Origin of the sequence: Caballeronia sp. LZ016 (genome assembly GCF_031450805.1) — a bacterium.
Classification (GTDB): domain Bacteria; phylum Pseudomonadota; class Gammaproteobacteria; order Burkholderiales; family Burkholderiaceae; genus Caballeronia.
On the sequence record NZ_JARTVY010000001.1, the window covers coordinates 1667333 to 1686167 of the forward strand.

Genomic DNA, 18835 nt, shown 5'->3' on the forward strand with positions numbered 1-18835 from the left:
TCAATCGTCGAGCGGATCGCGTTCCGTCTGACACTTCCAGCATACGGTGAATTGCGGTTCGAGCCATTCGCCGCAATGCTTGCACTTCCAGGGCCGGGCGTTCACGTCCGGCCCTTTTTGCGCGCGGTCGAGAAGGCGCTGCGCGAGCGTCTCGTCGCGGTCATCGACGATCCATATTTCCGGCGCGCATTGTTCCGCCGGAATTTCGCCCATCGCGCCGTTGAGATAGCGATTGTGCAACTCGCACGGCACGCCCGCCGTCTTCAGCACGTTCATCCAGTGATGCGCGGTGATGAGATTGGGCGCGCGCGTGAGCCGTTTCATCGCACGATCTGGCTGGCTTCGTGAACCAGTTGCGCATAAAGCGCGTGCCGCTCGGGCCTGATTTTTCCCGCTTCGACCGCTTCGAGCACGGCGCAGCCCGGCTCGTGCAGGTGATGGCAGTTATAAAAGCGGCAGTGGCCAAGATACGGTCGAAAATCCGCGAACGCGCGCTCGAGTTGGCCTTCGGACAAATGGTGCAGGCCGAATTCCTGGAAGCCCGGGGAATCGATCAGCGATCCACCGCCCGGCAGCGCATAAAGGCGGGTGAACGTCGTCGTGTGCCGGCCGCTGTTGAGCGCGGATGAGATTTCGCGCGTGGCCGCGTCGGCATCCGGGACGAGCAGGTTGACGAGCGTCGATTTGCCCATGCCCGACTGACCGAGCAGGATCGTCGCCCGGTCTTTCAGATGAGCGTCGAGTTGCGGATGCACCTCGCCCGGCTGCGTTTTCGCGGATAACTCGATCACCGTGTAGCCGAGTTCGCGATACGGAGCGAGCCGCTCGCGCGCCAGCGGCAACGCGCTTTCGACGTCGATCTTGTTGAGCACGATCAGCGACTCGAGGCCGTGCGCTTCCGCCGCGATCAGCGCGCGCCCGAGCAGGTCCTCGCTGAAATGCGGCTCGGTGGCGAGCACGACCAGCAGTTGGTCGAGATTTGCGGCGAAGAGCTTCGACTTGAACTGATCCGATCGATACAGCAGGTTGCGCCGCTCTCCGATCTCGACGATCACGCCCTGATCCACCGACGACTGCTCGTACAGCACGCTATCGCCGACCGCGACTTCGCTGCGTTTGCCGCGCGGGAAGCACTGGAGCATCGGACCGCCGTCGCCAGGCGTGACGAGATAATGCCGCCCGTGCGCGGCGATGACGGTGCCCGCGAGCCGTCCGTTAGCCGCCGCGCCGCCCTTGCGCGATGCACGCGCGGTCATGCGGCGTGCTGCATCAGACGATCGATGCGTTGCGATGCCGGCGGGTGCGAGTAGTAAAACGCGGTGTAGAGCGGATCGGGCGTGAGCGTCGACGCGTTGTCTTCATAGAGCTTGACGAGCGCGTTGACGAGGTCCTTCGGATCGGTCTGGCTTGCCGCGAACGCATCCGCTTCGAATTCGTTCTTGCGCGATGTCAGGCTGCCGAGCGGCGTGATGAAGAACATGAACACCGGCAGCACGAGCATGAAGAGCACGAGCGCGAGCCCGTTGTTGCTGCCGACGAGCGACGGTCGCACGCCGAGCCCTTCGTAGAACCACACGGTCTGCGCGAGCCATCCCAGCAGCGCCAGCATGACGAGGCTGATGCCGAACGTCACGAGCATCAGCTTCAACACGTGACGGCGCTTGAAGTGACCGAGTTCATGGGCGAGCACTGCTTCGATCTCGCTGCCCGAGAGGCGCGCGAGGAGCGTATCAAAGAAAACGATGCGCTTGGTCGCGCCGAAACCCGTGAAATATGCATTGCCGTGGGCCGAGCGGCGGCTGCCGTCCATGACGAAGAGTCCCTTCGCCGCGAAGCCCGTGCGCGACATCAGGTTCTCGATGCGCTTCACGAGCGCTTCGTCCTTCAGCGGCTCGAACTTGTTGAAAAGCGGGGCGATGAAAGTAGGGTAGATGACCATCGCGAGCAGTTGAAACGCGACCCACACCATCCAGGTCCAGAGCCACCAGTACGCGCCTGCGCGATCCATCAGCCAGAGTGTCAGCAGCAGAAGCGGCGCGCCGACGATCACGCCGATCAGCGTGCCCTTCAGGAGGTCCGCGAAGAACAGCTTCTTCGACATGCGATTGAAGCCGAACTTCTCCTCGATCACGAACTGGCGGAAGTAATCAAAGGGCAAGTCGATGACGCTCGTGATCGCCACCACCGACGCCACCAGCGCGATCTGACCGAGATAGCCGCGCCCGAGCCAGTCGGTGATGGCGTTGTCGAGCGCCTGCACGCCTCCGAGCAGCGTCAGCGCGACGAGCACGACGGCACTCGTCACGACTTCGATCATCGTGAGCCGCGTGCGCTCGACCGTGTAATCCGCCGCGCGCTGATGCGCGGTCAGCGGGATCGTGCCCGTGAACTGCGGCGGCACGCCGTTGCGGTGCGCGGCCACGTGCCGGATCTGGCGGGACGCGAGCCACAGTTTGGTCGAAACCATTGCGACGAGCGCGACGACGAAGATCGTCGAGAAAGCGAGAGTGAGGTTGGTCATCCGGGAATTCCGATTGAACTATGCGAGAATTATAGGTTGTTGGCTGTGCCGCCGTTGTCACATCATGCCATTGCATGCCGTTGCCATCGGGCGCGCCGCGGCCTCACCTCCTTCCCTCAGGCATCGCCCATGACCGACTCTTCCAGCCTTCCCGACGTCGAACCCGTGCTCGCGCGCAGCGAAATGAATCTCGTATGGCTCGACATGGAGATGACCGGGCTCGATCCCGACAATGACCGCATCATCGAGATTGCGGTGGTCGTGACAAACTCGACGCTCGACAAAATGGTGGAAGGTCCGGTGTTCGCCATCCATCAAACGGAGGAGGCGCTCGGACGCATGGACGAGTGGAACCGCAACACGCACGGGCGCTCCGGGCTGATTGAACGCGTGAAGGCGTCGACGGTGGATGAAGCCGAAGCCACGCGGCAGATTCGCAAGTTTCTCGGTCAGTACGTGCCGCCCGGCAAGTCGCCGATGTGCGGCAATTCGATTTGCCAGGACCGCCGTTTCATGGCGCGCTGGATGCCGGAACTGGAAACGTTCTTCCACTACCGCAACCTCGACGTGAGCACGCTGAAGGAACTGTGCCGCCGCTGGCAGCCTGCCATCTACAAGGGCTTCCAGAAGCGCGCGATGCACACGGCGCTCGCCGATATCCACGAATCCATCGACGAGCTCAAGTACTACCGCGAGCACTTCCTCATTCCGTCGTCGGCGGCTGACGCGTCTTAATCCTTCGGCGGGCGAATCGCGCTTTTCGGACGGAACGCGGCGACCACTTCCGCCCGCGTTTCAATGTACGGCCCGCCGATCAGATCGATGCAGTACGGCACCGCCGCGAAGATGCCCGGCACCGCGGTCTTGCCTTCGGCGTCTTTCACGCCTTCGAGCGTCTCGCGGATCGACTTCGGCTGTCCCGGCAAATTGATGACGAGCGCGGCGTGGCCGTCCGTTTCGCGGATGACCGCGACTTGCCGCGACAGGATCGCGGTCGGCACGAAGTTGAGGCTGATCTGGCGCATCTGCTCTCCGAAGCCCGGCATCTCCTTCGTGGCGATGGCGAGCGTCGCTTCCGGCGTCACGTCGCGGCGCGCGGGGCCGGTGCCGCCCGTGGTCAGCACGAGATCGCAGCCGAGCGTATCGACGAGTTCGACGAGCGTTGTGGAGATGGTCGTCGCGTCGTCCTGGATCAGGCGCGTTTCGGCGCGCCACGGCGATGCCAGCGCCTCGCCGAGCCACGCTTGCAGCGCCGGCAAGCCCTTGTCTTCATAGACGCCTTGCGATGCGCGATCGCTGATCGAGACGAGCCCGACGACGAGTTCGTCGGGATGATTACGCTTCGGAATCATCGTCTTCCTCGATATCGGCCGAATCGGCGTCATCTTCGACGCCCGCCGCGTTCTTGATCCACTGAAACAACTCGCGATAGTAGCGCGGCGGCTTCTGCTGCTCGCGTTCCTTGCGAGCGTTGCGAATCAGCGTCCGGCCTTCCTGCGCATCGACACCGGGGTGCTGGCGGATGAATTCGGTGAGCGCGGCGTCGTCGGCAAGCAGCTTTTCGCGCGTGCGCTCGATCCAGTGCAGGCGCGCGGTTTCCGCCTTGTTCACGCCTCGATGCGTGTCGAGCGCGGTGCGCAGCGCGGCGACCTGTTCCTCGTCCAGCGAACGCATGACGCGCCCGACGTACTGCAACTGGCGGCGCTTGCCTTCGTGATCGGTGATGCGGCGCGCTTCGCGCACGGCGTCGTCGAGGTCTTCGGGCATCGGCATGCGCTTGAGCGCGTCTTTCGGCAGCGCGATCAGCGCCTCGCCCAGTTCCTGCAGCGCGTGCATTTCGCGCTTGAGCTGAGATTTGCTGGGGCGATCGTAGCCGTGATCGTCGGCGTCGGCGTCGTTGCGGTCGGCTTCGATCGGTTGAATGCGGGTTTTACGGTTCATGCCGTCATTGTAGCTTGCGCCCGCGCGGGACCGGGCGCGCCGCGCACTCGATGGCGGGTGAATGCGCGCGGTCCTTGCTATGATCGCGTGACGGGCCGATGCGGCAGGCGAACGTTTCGCGCATGGGCCGGCATCGACACTGAATGACCAGAAGGCGCGCATCGCGCCCGGCTTTTGCAGTCAACGAAACCAAGGCAACGACAAATGGCAGCAGACATCGACGTCAAGCAACGCTTTTTCCCGCATACGCAAGACGAACTGAAGGAGATCGCCTCCGACATCCTGCGCTACGCGAAGGAGTTGGGCGCGAGCGATGCCGCCACCGAAATCTCCGAAGGCGATGGCCTTTCGGTGAGCGTGCGGCGCGGCGAAGTGGAAACCATCGAGCATAACCGCGACAAGATGGTCGGCGTGACGGTGTTCATCGGCAAGAAGCGCGGTAACGCGAGCACCGCCGACTTCACGCGCGAGGCGCTGCGCGACACGGTCGCGGCGGCGTACAACATCGCCCGCTTCACGGCGGAAGACAGCGCAGCCGGGCTTGCCGAGGAAGAACTGCTCGAGAAGTCGCCGCAGGATCTCGATCTCTATCACCCGTGGGAACTCGACGCGGACGAAGCCGCCGACATCGCGCGGCGCGCCGAGGACGCGGCCTTCGCCGTCGACAAGCGCATCACCAATTCGGAAGGCGCGAGCGTTTCCGCGCAGCATTCGCAGTTCGTGCTCGCGACGTCGCGCGGCTTCATGGCCGGTTATCCGTATTCGCGGCATTACATCGCGTGCGCGCCCATTGCGCAAAGCGGCCGCGACATGCAGCGCGACGACTGGTACACGTCGCGGCGCGCCGCATCGGAGCTGGCGGATCCCGAAGCCGTCGGCCGCTACGCCGCTCAGCGCGCGCTTGCGCGCCTGAACGCGCGCAGCCTCGATACCCGCAAGTGCCGCGTGCTGTTCGAAGCACCGCTCGCGGCGGGCATTCTCGGCGCGTTCGTGCAGTCGGTGAGCGGCGGCGCGCTGTATCGCAAGACCACGTTTCTGGTCGACAGCCTCGGCAAGCCGGTGTTCGCGCCGCACATCCAGATCGTCGAAGATCCGCACGTGCGGGGCGGCATGGGCAGCGCGCCGTTCGACGAGGAAGGCGTGCGCACGCAAAGGCGCAACGTGGTTGAGGACGGCGTCGTGCAGGGCTATTTCCTGTCGACCTATTCGGCGCGCAAGCTCGGGATGCAGACGACCGGCAACGCGGGCGGATCGCACAATCTGTCGATGACGAGCACGCACACGAAGCCCGAAGACGATTTCGAAGCGATGCTGAAGAAGCTCGGCACCGGCCTGCTGCTCACGGAGCTGATGGGGCAGGGCGTGAACTATGTGACGGGCGACTATTCGCGCGGCGCGTCGGGTTTCTGGGTCGAGAACGGCGAGATTCAGTACGCAGTCGAGGAAATCACCGTCGCGAGCACGCTTCAGGAGATGTTCCGGCATATCGAGGCAATCGGCGCCGATACGGTCGTGCGCGGCACGAAGGCAATCGGCTCGGTGCTGATCGAGCGGATGACGGTCGCCGGCCAATAAGCCTGCCGACGGAAAAAAGGCCCCGGACGTGCGAACCGTCCGGGGCCTTTGTCGTTCATGCGCGCCGTTCGTACGTCACGAACGCGAAGCCGAAGTCGTTCGGCGGCGCAGCGCGATGCGGCTCGCGGGACACTTCGCGCCACTGCGACGCATCCGGCGCGTCCAAGCGCGTGTTGCCGTCGAAATCGGCGTCGATCTCGGTGACGATCATCTTCCCTGCGCGGTGAATCGCATCGCCATAAAGCTGCGCGCCGCCGATGACGAACGCTTCCGGAACGCCATCGGCGGTGGCGAGCGCGAGCGCGGCGTCGATGCTCGTCACGGTATCGCAACCTTCGTAGCGTAGCGTCGCATCACGCGTCACGACGATATTACGCCGCCCCGGCAACGGCCGGCCGATCGATTCATGCGTCTTGCGTCCCATGATGATGGGCGCGCCCATCGTCGTGCGCTTGAAGAAGGCGAGGTCTTCGGGCAGGCGCCACGGCAGTTGGTTATCCCGCCCGATCACGCCATTGCGCGCGCGAGCGACGATCAGAGTCAGCGTCGTCATGTGGAAGTGGAAGTCAGGCCGCGGAAGGCGGGGGCACGATTCTACCCCGCGCGCGGGCGGGCGAGCGATCCTGACGGCGTTCGTCAGGCGTCGGGGAAATCGTCGGCGGGGACGTTGCTCATTGTACGGACGCGGGGCGCGACTTCGTCCCATAGCGTGACGCTGGGCTTCGCGCCTCGTGAACGTTCGCGAGCGTTCCGATGAAACGCGTCGGCGCTTTCAGCGTCGTTTGCATCGGGCAATTGCGCATCGAGCACCGATTGGCGCGGTAAAAAATTATCGAGAGCCATCTGTCGAACAGGAAATGCCAGCAATTTATTCCGGACTTGCGGCGGGGAATAACGGTATTGAATGTCCGGTATGAAAGACATCAGCGGAAGAAGATTCCGGCTTTTTAGCCGCGACGCGCGTATAAGCCACGGCAACGGATAAAGCTGTAGAAGCCAAATGCGTGCCATTTGCTTTCACGCCTTGTGCCGCGTGGCATTGCAGCGAGGACGGCAGGCGAGTTGACGTTTCAACGCTCGAAAACGTTTCACCGATGTAACAAGGCATCAGAAAGGCATGAAACGCTGCGCGATTCGGTATAAGCTTGGGTCCGATATAAACGGTCATGCCACGATTTTCCAAATGCATGCAAGCCCTTGCCGACGCACAGCCAGCAAGGCCCCGTGGCTAATTCAACGGCTAGTCGCCATATCTGTTTTCGCTGTTTCTGGGTTATAGTAGTCTCTCGACTGCGGCGCAGAATCATACAAAAAGGGTTTCGCGGAAGGGGCGCAGGTGTGACACGCGCCATGTTCCCGGGGGCAACGTATTGAAATTGCAAGTCCGTTCGCAGCACGTGCGAGGACAACGAAGTCTGCATGTAGCGCGAGCCTGAACTACGCGACCTTTTCAACGAACGTTGAACCAAGGATCTGAATAATGGACGTCGCTCGGCGGCAACTCATCTATGTAACTCGCGATCCCAGCGAGACGCTATGCGCGCGGTTCGAGGAACGCGGCTGGAAAATCGAAATCGTGGCGAGCGCGCGTGATACGCGCAAGGCATTGCGCAGCGACCTCGCAATGGGCGGGCTGCTGGATCTGTCGAGTCACTTCGAATCTCACGAACTGGCGGCGTTCGAATCGTCGCTGACCATGACCAACGTCGGCTGGGTCGCCGCGACCGTCTCCGGGCAACTGGAAGACGCCGCCGTGCGCCGGCTGATCCGCGACTACTGTTTCGACTATGTGACGCTGCCGACGTCGAACGACCGCATCGTCGATTCCGTCGGCCACGCGTACGGCATGGTCTCGCTGCACGACGCAGCCTCGAACGATCCGCGCATCGAAGGCCGGGCGGAAGGCGAAATGGTCGGCTCGTGCGACGCCATGCTCGCGCTCTTCCGCTCCATTCGCAAAGTCGCGATGACGGACGCTCCCGTGTTCATCTCCGGCGAATCGGGCACTGGCAAGGAACTGACGGCCGTCGCCATTCACGAGCGTTCGGCGCGTCGCGATCAACCTTTCGTCGCGATCAACTGCGGCGCGATCCCCGCGCACCTGCTGCAATCGGAGCTTTTCGGCTACGAACGCGGCGCGTTCACGGGCGCGAATCAGCGCAAGATCGGGCGCGTCGAAGCGGCCAACGGCGGCACCTTGTTCCTCGATGAAATCGGCGACCTGCCGCTCGAAAGTCAGGCGAGCCTGCTGCGCTTCCTGCAGGAACGCAAGGTCGAGCGCCTCGGCGGACACGGTTCGACGCCGGTGGACGTGCGCATCATTTCGGCCACGCACGTCGACATGCAGACCGCGATGATCGAAGGGCGCTTCCGCGCGGACCTGTATCACCGCCTGTGCGTGCTGCAGATCGACGAACCGCCGCTGCGCGCGCGCGGCAAGGACATCGAACTGCTCGCGAAGCACATGCTCGACCGTTTCAAGAAAGACGCGAGCCGTCGCCTGCGCGGTTTCTCGCCGTGCGCAATCGCCGCAATCCACAACTATGGCTGGCCGGGCAACGTGCGCGAGCTCATCAATCGCGTGCGGCGCGCCATCGTGATGTCCGAGGGGCGGCAGATCACCGCGCGGGACCTGGAGCTCGGCGAGTACGTCGAGGTCGCGCCGGTGTCGCTTGCGCAGGCGCGCGAAGCGGCGGAGCGGCAGGCCATCGAACTCGCGCTCTTGCGTCATCGCGGGCGCCTCGGGGATGCCGCGCAAGAACTGGGCATTTCGCGGGTCACGCTGTATCGGCTGCTGAGCGCGCACGGCATGCGTCACATCGAGGTCGACGCGCCGCCGGAGCACGCCACGCGCGGCTGACGCACGCTTCATCGCTGCACGGAACGGGCGCCCGAAGGCGCCCGTTTTCCTTTGCCCGACGCAAAAGCAGCGCATGGGCCTGCTTGGTAAAATCGTTGTCTTCACGCGGCTCGTGCCGGCATCCAAGGAACATCAATGAAACAGTATCTCGAGCTCGTCCAGACGATCCTCGATACCGGCGCCTGGCAGGAAAACCGCACGGGCATCCGCACCATCAGCATGCCGGGCGCAATGTTGCGCTTCGACTTGCAGCAAGGTTTCCCCGCCGTGACGACGAAGAAGCTCGCGTTCAAATCCGCGATTGGGGAAATGGTGGGCTTTCTGCGCGCCTCGCGCAGCGCGGCGGACTTTCGCGCGCTCGGCTGCAAGGTCTGGGACGCGAACGCGAACGAAAATCCGCAATGGCTCGAGAACCCGTATCGCCAGGGAACGGACGATCTCGGCGATGTCTACGGCGTGCAGTGGCGCCAATGGCCGGCATACAAGCTGATCGATGCAAGCGCGGGCGATCAGATCGCCGATGCGACCAACCGCGGCTATGAACTGGTGACGAGCTTCGTCGAGAGCGGGCACGAGAAGGTGCTGCTGTACAAGGCGATCGACCAGTTGCGCCAGTGTCTGGATACGATCATCGAGCGCCCGACCGACCGGCGCATTCTGTTTCATGCGTGGAACCCCGCCAAGCTCGATGAAATCGCGCTGCCCGCGTGTCACTTGCTGTATCAGTTCCTGCCCAACGTGACGAAGCGCGAAATCTCGCTGTGCCTGTATATTCGCAGCAACGACGTAGGCCTCGGCACGCCGTTCAATCTCACCGAAGGCGCGGCGCTGCTGCATCTGGTCGGGCGGCTGACGGGGTACACACCCCGCTGGTTCACTTACTTCATCGGCGATGCGCACATCTACGAGAATCAACTCGACATGCTGAACGAGCAGCTGAAGCGCGAGCCGTATCCCGCGCCGCAACTCATCATCTCGGACCGCGTGCCGGATTACGCTGTCACGAAGCGCTACGAACCGGAGTGGCTGGAGAAAGTCGAGCCGGCGGATTTCGCGCTCGAAGGTTATCGGCATCACGATCCCATCAGCGCGCCGATGGCCGTCTGATCCGGCGTTGCAACGCGCATCGCGCGCTACGCACGCCGTTGCGATAAAAACTCATCGAAATGCCGCTGCCCGGCGGGCGTCACGCGCAGCACGCGACGCTTCGCCGTGCGCTCGATCCATCCGCGTTCTTCACACGCACGAAGCAGCGCCGCGCCCAACGCGCCGCCGAGATGCGGACGCCGCTCGCTCCAGTCGATGCACGTGCACGCAAAGCGCCGGCGCCGCGCGCGCTGCGCCTCCATGTCGATGCCCAGTTCCGCGAACGCTTGCGCGCCGTCGGGCGTGGCGTCGAGCGTGTCCGGTCCGTGCGTCGCCGCTGCCAGCCAGTTGCGCGCGATCATGCCGTCGAAAAGCCGCACGGACAGTTCGCCCGCGAGATGGTCGTAGCAGGTGCGGGCGTAGCGCATGTCGAGCGGCACGGCGCTCGGGCGATGCTCCGGCGCGCGTTGCGGCGCGCTCGCGCGGGCGAGGTTCGCGAGCGCTTCGATGGCCGCCGCGATATCCGCCGTCGCAATCCTGTAATAGCGATGCCTTCCGCTGACTTCCAGCGCCAGCAGTCCGCCTTCGGTCAGACGCGCGAGATGCCCGCTCGCGGCCGACGGCGAGACGCCCGCGATCATCGTCAGTTCGCCGGCGGGGCGCGCCGCGCCGTCCATCAGTGACCAGAGCATGGCCGCGCGGCCCGGATCGGCGAGCAACGCGCCGATGCGCGAAAGCCCGGGGAAGTGCCGGGCGCGGGAGTCGTCGTCGTTCATGTCGATGCAGCCACGAAGCGGAAGATGCCTCAATCGTAGCGCGCGCCCGCAACCGACGTTTCACGCCCGCATGAAATGTCGATGCCGCCGCCCCGGCGCTAGAATGGCCGGGTCGTCTCAAGAGCAGGGAGTCCAGCATGTCCAGATTCATCGCCGCCGCCGCGCTCGGCGTTCTCGTTCTGTGCGCAGGATGTGCGGGCGGCGCGTCGTCATCGTCGGCGGGTTCGGGCGGCAGCATCACGATGTACGGCACGATCGATCAGGGCGTCGTGGTCCACAACTAGCGGACCTATAATCGGCGCTTCGCCAATTCGCCTCGCTTCTCGCCATGAACTCGCCGATCCCGTCTTCCGCTTCCTCATCGCCATCCGCCCTGCGCGACGGCCGCGCCGAAACCACCTTCCGTTTTCTTGCCGAACCGACGTCGGTCAACTTCGGCGGCAAGGTGCACGGCGGCGCGCTGATGAAATGGATCGACGAAACGGCCTACGCGTGCGCCGCGATGTGGTCGGGGCGCTATGCGGTCACGGTGAGCGTCGGCAACATTCGCTTCCGGCGGCCGATTCTCGTCGGCAATCTGGTGGAGTTGCGCGCGCGCGTGGTCGCGACGGGCCGCACGAGCATGCACATCCATATTTCGGTGCATGCAGGCGATCCGAAAGTCGGCGAGCTTGCGCAGACCACGGATTGCCTGATGGTCTTCGTCGCCGTCGATGAAACCGGCCAGCCGACGCCCGTGCCCGCGTTCGTGCCGGAGTCGGACGAGGAAAAGCGCCTCGCCCGGTACGCGATGGACGTGAAAGACGCGCTAGACGCGATCGTCGAACTGAAGCCGGAAGAAGTCGCGGCGGGCAAGGTCTGACCGCCGCGCTTCGTACGGGAAGTTGCTTACTTGTTGCCGACCATGTCCTGCGGCTTCACCCACTCGTCGAACTGCTGCTCGGTCACATGCCCGAGCGCGAGCGCGGCGGCCTTCAGCGTCGTGCCTTCCTTGTGCGCTTTCTTCGCGATCTGCGCGGCCTTGTCGTAGCCGATGTGCGGGTTGAGCGCCGTCACCAGCATCAGCGATTCGTTGAGCAGGCTGTCGATGCGCTGCTCGTTCGCCTCGATGCCGACCGCGCAGTTGTCGTTGAAGCTCTGCGCGCCGTCCGCGAGCAGGCGGACCGACTGCAGCACGTTATGCGCGATCATCGGCCGGAACACGTTGAGCTCGAAGTTGCCGCTCGCGCCGCCGATATTCACCGCGACGTCGTTGCCGAACACCTGACAGCAGAGCATCGTCACCGCTTCGGACTGCGTCGGGTTGACCTTGCCCGGCATGATCGAACTGCCCGGCTCGTTTTCCGGAATCGACAGTTCGCCCAGCCCGCAGCGCGGCCCGCTCGCCAGCCAGCGGATGTCGTTGGCGATTTTCATCATGCTCGCGGCCACCGTCTTGAGCGCGCCGTGCGCGGCGACGAGCGCATCGGCGGCGGCCATCACCTCGAACTTGTTGGGCGCGGTCTCGAAGGGCAGGCCGGTCAGCTTGCCGATCGCCGACGCGACCTTCGCCGCGAATTCCGGATGCGCGTTCAGGCCCGTGCCGACCGCCGTGCCGCCCTGCGCGAGCTGATACAGATGCGGCAGCGTCGCTTCCACGTGGCGAATGCCCTGATCGAGTTGCGCGACGTAGCCGGAGAATTCCTGCCCGAGCGTGAGCGGCGTCGCGTCCTGCAAATGCGTGCGGCCGATTTTCACGATATCCACGAACTGCTTCGACTTGCTGTCGAGCGTTTCGCGCAGCGTCTTCAGCGACGGAACCAGATGCCGGACGATCGCGTATGCGGCGGCGACGTGCATGGCGGTCGGAAACACATCGTTCGATGACTGCCCGCGGTTCACGTCGTCGTTGGGATGGACGAGGCGCTCTTCGCCGCGCGGCCCGCCGAGTATCTCGCTCGCGCGATTGGCGATCACCTCGTTCAGATTCATGTTGGTCTGCGTGCCGGAGCCCGTCTGCCAGACGGCGAGCGGGAATTCGTCCGGATGCTTGCCGTCGATGATCTCGTCGGCGGCCTGCATGATCGCCTGCGCCTTTTTGGCGTCGAGCACCTTCAGGTCCGCGTTCACTTCGGCGGCGGCGCGCTTGACGATTGCAAGCGCGGTGATGAGTTCGGGCGACTGCTTCTCCGACGAGATCTTGAAGTTCTGCAAAGAACGCTGCGTCTGCGCGCCCCAAAGCTTCGCGTTCGGCACGGCGATCTCGCCGAACGTGTCCTTCTCCATGCGTACGTCGCCTTGCGCGTTCTGGGTCATGGTCCGAAGTTCCTCGTGAGATTGATCAAAGCTGCTTGTCGACGGGCAGCATCTTGAAGATGCCCGTCATCAGGTTCCGATAAAAGCCGGCTTCGGGATCGAAGTTGTAGGTGACGGTCCCTTTGTCTTCCTGCGTCGTCCAGACGAGTCCCGATTGCGGCGAGCCGGTGCGGCGCAAGTCCGCGATCACCGCCGCACTCGCCAGTTCGACGCGATAACTCGCTTGCGGCGTGATCCCGCGATCGAACAGCCCGGCAGCTTCTTCGGCGACCGGTTTGCTGTGGATCACGAGCGCGAGTTCGGTGTTAAGCTGAGCCGAGCGCGGATCGAGATTCATCGAGCCGATCACGAGGATACTCCGATCGATTACATAGGCCTTGGCGTGCAAACTCGCCCGCGATTGCGAGCCGAAGAGACCCGCGCGCGGCCGGCCTTCGCCTTCGGCCTGCATCGGCTTGAATTCGTACAGTTCGACGCCGTTCTGCAGCAGCGGAATGCGATAGGGCGCATAACCTGCCTGGACGGCGACGGCATCCGTGGCGGCGAGCGAGTTCGTCAGCACGGCGACGCGCACCTGCCGCCGCGTGAGGTCGGCGAGCGCTTTCACGCCGGCGTCGTGCGGCACGAAGTAGGGCGAAAGAATCAAGAACTCCTGCTGCGCGTGCTTGAGCAGGTCGACGAGGCGCGTCATCGGCGGGCTCTTGTAGTCGTCGCTCGGATGCTCGATTTTCGACGGCGAGTCCACCTTGAATTCGGTCGGCGCCCAGGTGAGGCCCATTTCCTGACGCGCGATCTGCTGGGCGAGCGGCGTGGCGTTGAGCGGCTTCGCGTTGAGCGGATCGGCGTTCTTGCGCCAGTGCGCGCGCAGGTCGTCGCGCGTCTTGTCCAGTTCCGAAGGGTCGAACTTCTGCTTGTTCAGCGCGCGCAACGGGTAGGAGAGCGTGCTGTTCCAGTAATCGTCGAAGCTCGCGGATATCTGTTGCGTGACCGGGCCGGCGGCGAACGCGTCGAGGTCGCGAAACTGCAGCGTCGGGCTGGCGCTGAAATATTCATCGCCCAGGTTGCGTCCGCCGACGATGGCGATCTGGTTGTCCGCGATCATCGCCTTGTTGTGCATGCGGCGCGTGAAGTGATCCAGATTCGTGAAGACGTTGCGCGCACGTTCCGAGAAACTGCGCTGTGCGCTGCCATATGGATTGAAGACGCGAATCTCGATGTTGTCGTGAGAGTTCAGCGCCGCCATGATGCGGTCGATGTCCTTGAAGTTGAGGTCGTCGACCAGCATGCGGACGCGCACGCCGCGATCCGCGGCATGGAGCGCGGCGCCCAGCAACAGCTTGCCCGTGTTGTCTTCCTCGGCGATGTAGTACTGCATGTCGAGCGTTTTCGTCGCCGCGCGGGCGAGCGCGATGCGCGCCTGCAGCGCGTCCGTGCCGGTCGGCAACAGGCGCACCGCCGATTCGTTCGGATGCTGCTTCTCGAGTGTTGCGAGCGCGGTGGCGAGCGGCGTCTCATCAGTCGGCGCGAGCGCGTGGCTCGGCGGACGATAAAACTCTGTCGCGGGCGGACGCGTGGCGCAGGCGGTGAGGCCGAGGGTCATCGCGACGAACGTGCCGACGAGGCGCACTCTGAGCCTCGGCGCGGCGCTCCTCGCCGATGTTCCCTGCTTTGCGACCTTTGCGGCCTTTGCGACGTGATGTGAAGCTGTTGGCAATCCCCGGCTTTCCGACACTTTTCTTCCTCTTCTTTTGATTGTCTTGGCCCGGCTCATGTCGACGCGAGCGCGGTATGTGCCTTCGCGACGAGCAAATATCGTGCTCGGCGATCAGACGTTCGTCAGAAGATTCTAAAGCGACGGGCGGTTCGACGCGCCGACGGACCGGGGCCATCGACGGGAAAGAAGGCGGCAACGACCGCCGCATCGGCGGGCGGTCGTGTGCCAGACAAGCGGGGATCGCGGCTACTTCGCTGCCGGCGACTTCACGCTGGGCGTCGCGAGCGTGTTGTTGCTCGTCGCGGGCGCGGCGGGCGCGATCTCGCTATTGGTGCTGCTCGGCAGGCCGGTGCCCTTGGTGGACATGCCGCTGTCCGAACGGGTCGTGCCCGGCGTGCCATAGCCGCCGGTTGCGCCGTTCACCTGATTCGCCGGGCTGGCCGTGCTGCCTGCGGCGCCCCCGCCGTTCGCGCCGCCGCCTCCGCCTCCGCCCGCTCCGCCGGCTTGGGCATACGCGCCGCCGGCCAACGTGAGCGCGGAGACGGCCGCGATCAACGTGCTGATTGCCTTGTTCATGGTTCGGCCTCCTTTATCGGATTCGGTATAGGGATGCAGACGTTCGCCGCCTGCCCGAGATCAGGGCGCAACGATCGTGCCGCGCGACGGCGCGTCCGCATCGGCTGATTCGCCGGTTACCTCGGGCCGTGCCGCTGTTTCGCGCCGCCTCCGGCGCCGTGGTCCTTGCCGGCCTTGGTGTGGTTCGCAGCGTGCTGCCCGCTGGCCGGTTTGTCGCTGGACGTCGTCGCCGGCTTGCCGGAATTGGCTTCGGCCTTGGCGTCCTGTTCAGTCTGACTGCTCGGCGGTGCTGTCTTCATGTGTCCATCCTCCCTCGTTGCATGACGTCGAAAACGGATCGGCCGGCCAGCGAATCGCCAGTTGCAGCCATCCGGACAACGTTTTTGCAAGCGTTGTTCCAGCCAGGCCGGCGCACATCGACAGGACGAAAAAAAGCCCGCTCGGCAGAGCGGGCTATAACCCCTGTTACTGGAGTCTCAAGGAGGAGACGGGTTGATCGTACCAACGCGGCGCACGCGGACCAACCAAGCATTCCTGCTTTGCATATGCGTCCGCGCTACGCCGTTCGGCGCGACGCCGGCTCGACCGGCACCGCCGCCTGCCCCCCGCCCGAGTCGACGAGCCGTCTGCTGATGCGATGAAAGCGCAGCGTCATCAGCACCGCGACACTCGCCAGGCCTGCCGCGAGCCCCCACCACAATCCCTTCGCGCCGAGGCCGAAGTGAAACGCGAGCACGTAGCCCGTCGGGAAACCGACGCCCCAGTAGCCGAACGCCGCCGCGAGCATCGGTATGCGCGTGTCCTTCAGGCCGCGCAGGCAGCCGGAACCGACCGTCTGCATCCCGTCGACGATCTGGAACACCGCCGCCACGCCGAGCAGCGACGCCGCCAGCGACACGGTATGCGCGTTGGCGGGATCGTCGAGATGAAGATACAGCCCGACGATCGCGTGCGGCGCGACGATGAGCACGAGTCCCGAGCACATCATGAAGCCGACGCCGAGCGCAAGCGCGACGAACCCCGCATGACGCGCGGCCACCGGCACGCCCGCGCCGACCCAGTAGCCGACGCGCACGTTCGCCGCCTGCCCAATGGCAAGCGGCACCATGAACGCCACCGACGCCACGTTGAGCGCGATCTGATGCGCCGCGAGCGGTGCTTCGCCGAGCAGGCCGACCATCATGCCGGTGGCGAGAAAGAGCGTCGATTCGACGCCATAGGTGATCGCGACCGGCCAGCCGATGCCGAACAGCTCGCCCATCAACGGCAGATGCGGACGCGCCGCCACCACGAAGTGCCGGTAACGCGGCCGCAAGTGCAGCAACGCGACGAGCGCGAACGCCGTCAGCCAGACGGTGATGGTCGTCGCCGCAGCCGAGCCCAGGAAGCCTTCGCGCGGCAGTCCGTATGCACCGTGAATCAGCCCGTAGTTGAGAAAGCCGTTGATGAACACGCCGCCGATGGACACCCACAAGAGCCGCTTCGCCGCGCCGATCGCCGGAAGAAAGGCGCGCATCATGCCGATGCCGATCAGGCTGCCCGGCGTCCCCCAGCGCAGCACGGCGCAGTATTCGCCGACGTTGCGCGCGAGCGTCGCCGGTTCGTGGAACGCGAGCAGGATCGGCTCGGCGTAGCTCAACAGGACGAACGCGGGGACGGCGAGCAGCACGGAAAGCAGCAGGCCCGTCCAGTAGATGCGCGGCACGCGTTCCTCCGCGTTCGCGCCGCGCGCATGCGCCACCGATACGCTCACCGAAGTGAGCACGCCCTGCAGCAGCGTGACAACGACGAAGAAGAGGTTCGCGCCGAGCCCGCCCGCGGCGAGCGCGTCGGGGCCGAGCGAGCCGAGCAGGATGGTGTCGGTGACGCCCATCGCCATTTGCGAAAGCTGCGCGATGGCGAGCGGCGCCGCGAGCCGCGCCGTATCGACGGCGTGACGGGATAGCGTCGGCGGTCCCTGATGCGCGGGTTGAGCGCGCGTGGTGTGCGATTGCATGATCGAAGAAGAGAGCGACTGGTCGCGGCGATCGTGCGTCGCAGAGGCGATGAACGGCTCGAACGCCGGCGCTGAAACCGGAACGAAAGACGACTAGCTTATTGCGTCGCGCGCGGCATGTCGATGTCGCGGCGGGTTATGGCGGGCTTTACGCAATCGCGCGGCGCGCACGCGCAATGCCGATGCCTTCAGGCGGGCGCGCGCACGCGGATCTTCTGGCCGTCGATCATCACGACCTGACCTGCGCGGATCTTGCACGTCTTGCGCAGTTCCACCTTGCCGTCGACGGTGACATCGCCCATTGCGACGCGCGCCTTCGCCGAGCCACCGCTGTCGGCGAGACCCATCAGCTTGAGCAGGTTGTGAAGTTCGACGTAATCGCCCGTGAGGGTGAATTGAAGCTGCGGCATGGCGGGCGGAAACAAACGTGTTGAAGACGGCCATGATAATGCATCGGGTACGCGTCGTGCTCCTGCTTTCCCCGACCGCAACGATCGGCCGTATTTGATGATGCATCCGAACGTCGGCGAAAAAGCGCTAAATGTAGCCAAGTGCAACCATGCGTAACAGTGACTGCACAGGCGAAACTCGGCGATCGACCGCCCGGTCTGTAGATTTGATCGATGCAGCTTCGGTCATCTTCCAAACGACACGCGCCGCGCGCAACCTTGCGAGACCACGCGCCGGCGCTACCAAAAGAGAGGACTAGCTCATGACTAAGGCTCGAATTCTGATGATCGGCACCGCCTTCGCCGCCCTGGCCGCCACCGGCGCGCAAGCCCAGACCGCGCAGCCGATGCAGGCCGCCCCCGGCGCCGATGCGCAAATCTCGACGCAGGCCCAGCAGCCGATGACGCCCCCGCAGCAGAACATCGTCGCGCCCGCGCCGACCGATCCGCTGGTGCAGAAGCGCAATGCCGACGCGCAGGCAAACGCCGAATACAAGGCGTCGAAGAAGGCGTCGAAGGCCGAGATGAAGGCCGCGAAGAAGGAAGCGAACGCGCAATACAAGGAAGAAGTGCGCAACGCGAAGATCAACAAGAAGGCCGACAAGGCCGCCGCAAAGGACGAGCTGAACGCCGCTGCCGACCGCACGCCGAAGGACGAGGGCGAGCAGCACTAAGCGGGCGACTGCGAGCGATGGCCGCGAGGTTCCTGACGGAGCTTCGCGGTTCCACACAGGGGAGGACACCATGACACGACGTAAGAATGCACTGCTGGCGGCGCTCGTCGTCGGCGCGCTGACCAGCGTGAGCGCGGTATCGGTCGCGCAGGCGGACGACACGACGCCGACGCACGCCGACAAGAAGGCCGCGAAGAAGCAGGCCGAAGCCGACAAGGACGCGGCCGTCGCACAGGCGAAGGCCGACAAGAAGAAGACGGAATCGCAATCGGAAGCGAACGAAGCCGCCGCGGATGCGAAGCTGAAGGACGCCAAAAAGGCGGACTGAGCGGCGCATTTCTGTACGAAGGCGGCCCGGGCTATTCACCCGGG

Annotated in this window: 22 protein-coding genes; 8 read left to right on the forward strand and 14 right to left on the reverse strand. The window is 64.6% G+C overall.

All coding sequences use genetic code 11. The features are described 5' to 3' along the window. From P9220_RS07870 to P9220_RS07880, 3 genes are read right to left on the reverse strand one after another with little or no spacing between them, the layout of a single operon-like run. Positions 1-324: a DUF2007 domain-containing protein gene (locus P9220_RS07870; RefSeq protein WP_309764335.1), complete on the reverse strand. Its 324-nt coding sequence runs from the start codon at positions 322-324 to the stop codon at positions 1-3. Beyond that, the gene (gene rsgA, locus P9220_RS07875) at positions 321-1256 is read right to left on the reverse strand and encodes a ribosome small subunit-dependent GTPase A (protein ID WP_309764336.1); all 936 of its coding nucleotides are present in this window, start codon (positions 1254-1256) and stop codon (positions 321-323) included. Before rsgA ends, P9220_RS07870 begins: the two co-directional genes overlap by 4 nt. Continuing rightward, entirely contained in the window at positions 1253-2521 is a 1269-nt protein-coding gene (locus P9220_RS07880) for a M48 family metallopeptidase (protein ID WP_309764337.1), read from the reverse strand. Before P9220_RS07880 ends, rsgA begins: the two co-directional genes overlap by 4 nt. A gap of 129 nt (positions 2522-2650) precedes the next feature. Here P9220_RS07880 and orn point away from each other — a divergent pair, with 129 nt between their 5' ends. Then, positions 2651-3256: an oligoribonuclease gene (gene orn, locus P9220_RS07885; RefSeq protein WP_309764338.1), complete on the forward strand. Its 606-nt coding sequence runs from the start codon at positions 2651-2653 to the stop codon at positions 3254-3256. Here orn and mog read toward each other — a convergent pair. Together mog and yjgA are read right to left on the reverse strand one after the other, a co-directional pair. Beyond that, positions 3253-3873, reverse strand: coding sequence for a molybdopterin adenylyltransferase (mog, locus tag P9220_RS07890; RefSeq protein ID WP_309764339.1), 621 nt, complete (start codon positions 3871-3873; stop codon positions 3253-3255). The genes orn and mog overlap by 4 nt on opposite strands. Continuing rightward, the gene (gene yjgA / locus P9220_RS07895; RefSeq protein ID WP_309764340.1) at positions 3857-4462 is read right to left on the reverse strand and encodes a ribosome biogenesis factor YjgA; all 606 of its coding nucleotides are present in this window, start codon (positions 4460-4462) and stop codon (positions 3857-3859) included. Before yjgA ends, mog begins: the two co-directional genes overlap by 17 nt. A gap of 204 nt (positions 4463-4666) precedes the next feature. Here yjgA and pmbA point away from each other — a divergent pair, with 204 nt between their 5' ends. After that, positions 4667-6037 carry a metalloprotease PmbA gene (gene pmbA / locus P9220_RS07900; RefSeq protein ID WP_309764341.1) on the forward strand — a complete coding sequence of 457 codons (1371 nt, stop codon included), beginning with the start codon at positions 4667-4669 and terminating at the stop codon, positions 6035-6037. Between the two features lie 55 nt (positions 6038-6092). Here the strand turns inward: pmbA and P9220_RS07905 are convergent, their stop codons facing one another. Together P9220_RS07905 and P9220_RS07910 are read right to left on the reverse strand one after the other, a co-directional pair. Further along, positions 6093-6590 carry a dihydrofolate reductase gene (locus P9220_RS07905; RefSeq protein WP_309764342.1) on the reverse strand — a complete coding sequence of 166 codons (498 nt, stop codon included), beginning with the start codon at positions 6588-6590 and terminating at the stop codon, positions 6093-6095. Between the two features lie 315 nt (positions 6591-6905). Further along, a complete protein-coding gene (locus P9220_RS07910) occupies positions 6906-7205 on the reverse strand; it encodes a hypothetical protein (RefSeq protein ID WP_309764344.1) in 300 nt (99 codons plus the stop codon). A gap of 312 nt (positions 7206-7517) precedes the next feature. On the opposite strand from P9220_RS07910, the gene P9220_RS07915 reads away from it, so the two are divergent. Beyond that, positions 7518-8897, forward strand: a complete 1380-nt coding sequence (locus P9220_RS07915) for a sigma-54 dependent transcriptional regulator (protein WP_309764345.1) — start codon at positions 7518-7520, stop codon at positions 8895-8897. Positions 8898-9032: 135 nt separating this feature from the next. Further along, the gene (locus P9220_RS07920; RefSeq protein WP_309764346.1) at positions 9033-10004 is read left to right on the forward strand and encodes a thymidylate synthase; all 972 of its coding nucleotides are present in this window, start codon (positions 9033-9035) and stop codon (positions 10002-10004) included. Between the two features lie 26 nt (positions 10005-10030). Here the strand turns inward: P9220_RS07920 and P9220_RS07925 are convergent, their stop codons facing one another. Next, positions 10031-10759, reverse strand: coding sequence for a helix-turn-helix transcriptional regulator (locus P9220_RS07925; RefSeq protein ID WP_309764347.1), 729 nt, complete (start codon positions 10757-10759; stop codon positions 10031-10033). Between the two features lie 137 nt (positions 10760-10896). On the opposite strand from P9220_RS07925, the gene P9220_RS07930 reads away from it, so the two are divergent. Both P9220_RS07930 and P9220_RS07935 read left to right on the forward strand, forming a co-directional pair. Next, on the forward strand, positions 10897-11043 hold the full coding sequence (locus P9220_RS07930; RefSeq protein ID WP_309764348.1) for a hypothetical protein: 147 nt from the start codon (positions 10897-10899) through the stop codon (positions 11041-11043). Between the two features lie 44 nt (positions 11044-11087). After that, complete coding sequence (locus tag P9220_RS07935; protein ID WP_309764349.1) at positions 11088-11621, forward strand: acyl-CoA thioesterase; 534 nt, start codon at positions 11088-11090, stop codon at positions 11619-11621. A gap of 26 nt (positions 11622-11647) precedes the next feature. On the opposite strand, the gene fumC is transcribed toward P9220_RS07935, so the two are convergent. From fumC to P9220_RS07965, 6 genes are all read right to left on the reverse strand, one after another. Beyond that, positions 11648-13054 (reverse strand): class II fumarate hydratase, encoded by a 1407-nt coding sequence (gene fumC, locus P9220_RS07940; protein WP_309764350.1) that lies wholly within the window; start codon positions 13052-13054, stop codon positions 11648-11650. Between the two features lie 25 nt (positions 13055-13079). Continuing rightward, entirely contained in the window at positions 13080-14654 is a 1575-nt protein-coding gene (locus P9220_RS07945; RefSeq protein ID WP_309765422.1) for a phospholipase D family protein, read from the reverse strand. A 360-nt stretch (positions 14655-15014) separates the two neighbouring features. Beyond that, on the reverse strand, positions 15015-15344 hold the full coding sequence (locus P9220_RS07950) for a hypothetical protein (protein ID WP_309764351.1): 330 nt from the start codon (positions 15342-15344) through the stop codon (positions 15015-15017). 116 nt (positions 15345-15460) lie between these two features. Continuing rightward, complete coding sequence (locus P9220_RS07955) at positions 15461-15643, reverse strand: hypothetical protein (protein ID WP_309764352.1); 183 nt, start codon at positions 15641-15643, stop codon at positions 15461-15463. A gap of 257 nt (positions 15644-15900) precedes the next feature. Beyond that, the gene (locus P9220_RS07960; protein WP_309764353.1) at positions 15901-17340 is read right to left on the reverse strand and encodes an MATE family efflux transporter; all 1440 of its coding nucleotides are present in this window, start codon (positions 17338-17340) and stop codon (positions 15901-15903) included. 188 nt (positions 17341-17528) lie between these two features. Beyond that, the gene (locus P9220_RS07965; RefSeq protein WP_309764354.1) at positions 17529-17750 is read right to left on the reverse strand and encodes an RNA-binding S4 domain-containing protein; all 222 of its coding nucleotides are present in this window, start codon (positions 17748-17750) and stop codon (positions 17529-17531) included. Between the two features lie 302 nt (positions 17751-18052). Here P9220_RS07965 and P9220_RS07970 point away from each other — a divergent pair, with 302 nt between their 5' ends. Both P9220_RS07970 and P9220_RS07975 read left to right on the forward strand, forming a co-directional pair. After that, positions 18053-18463, forward strand: coding sequence for a hypothetical protein (locus P9220_RS07970; protein WP_309764355.1), 411 nt, complete (start codon positions 18053-18055; stop codon positions 18461-18463). A 70-nt stretch (positions 18464-18533) separates the two neighbouring features. Next, entirely contained in the window at positions 18534-18791 is a 258-nt protein-coding gene (locus tag P9220_RS07975) for a hypothetical protein (protein ID WP_309764356.1), read from the forward strand. Positions 18792-18835: the final 44 nt, after the last annotated feature.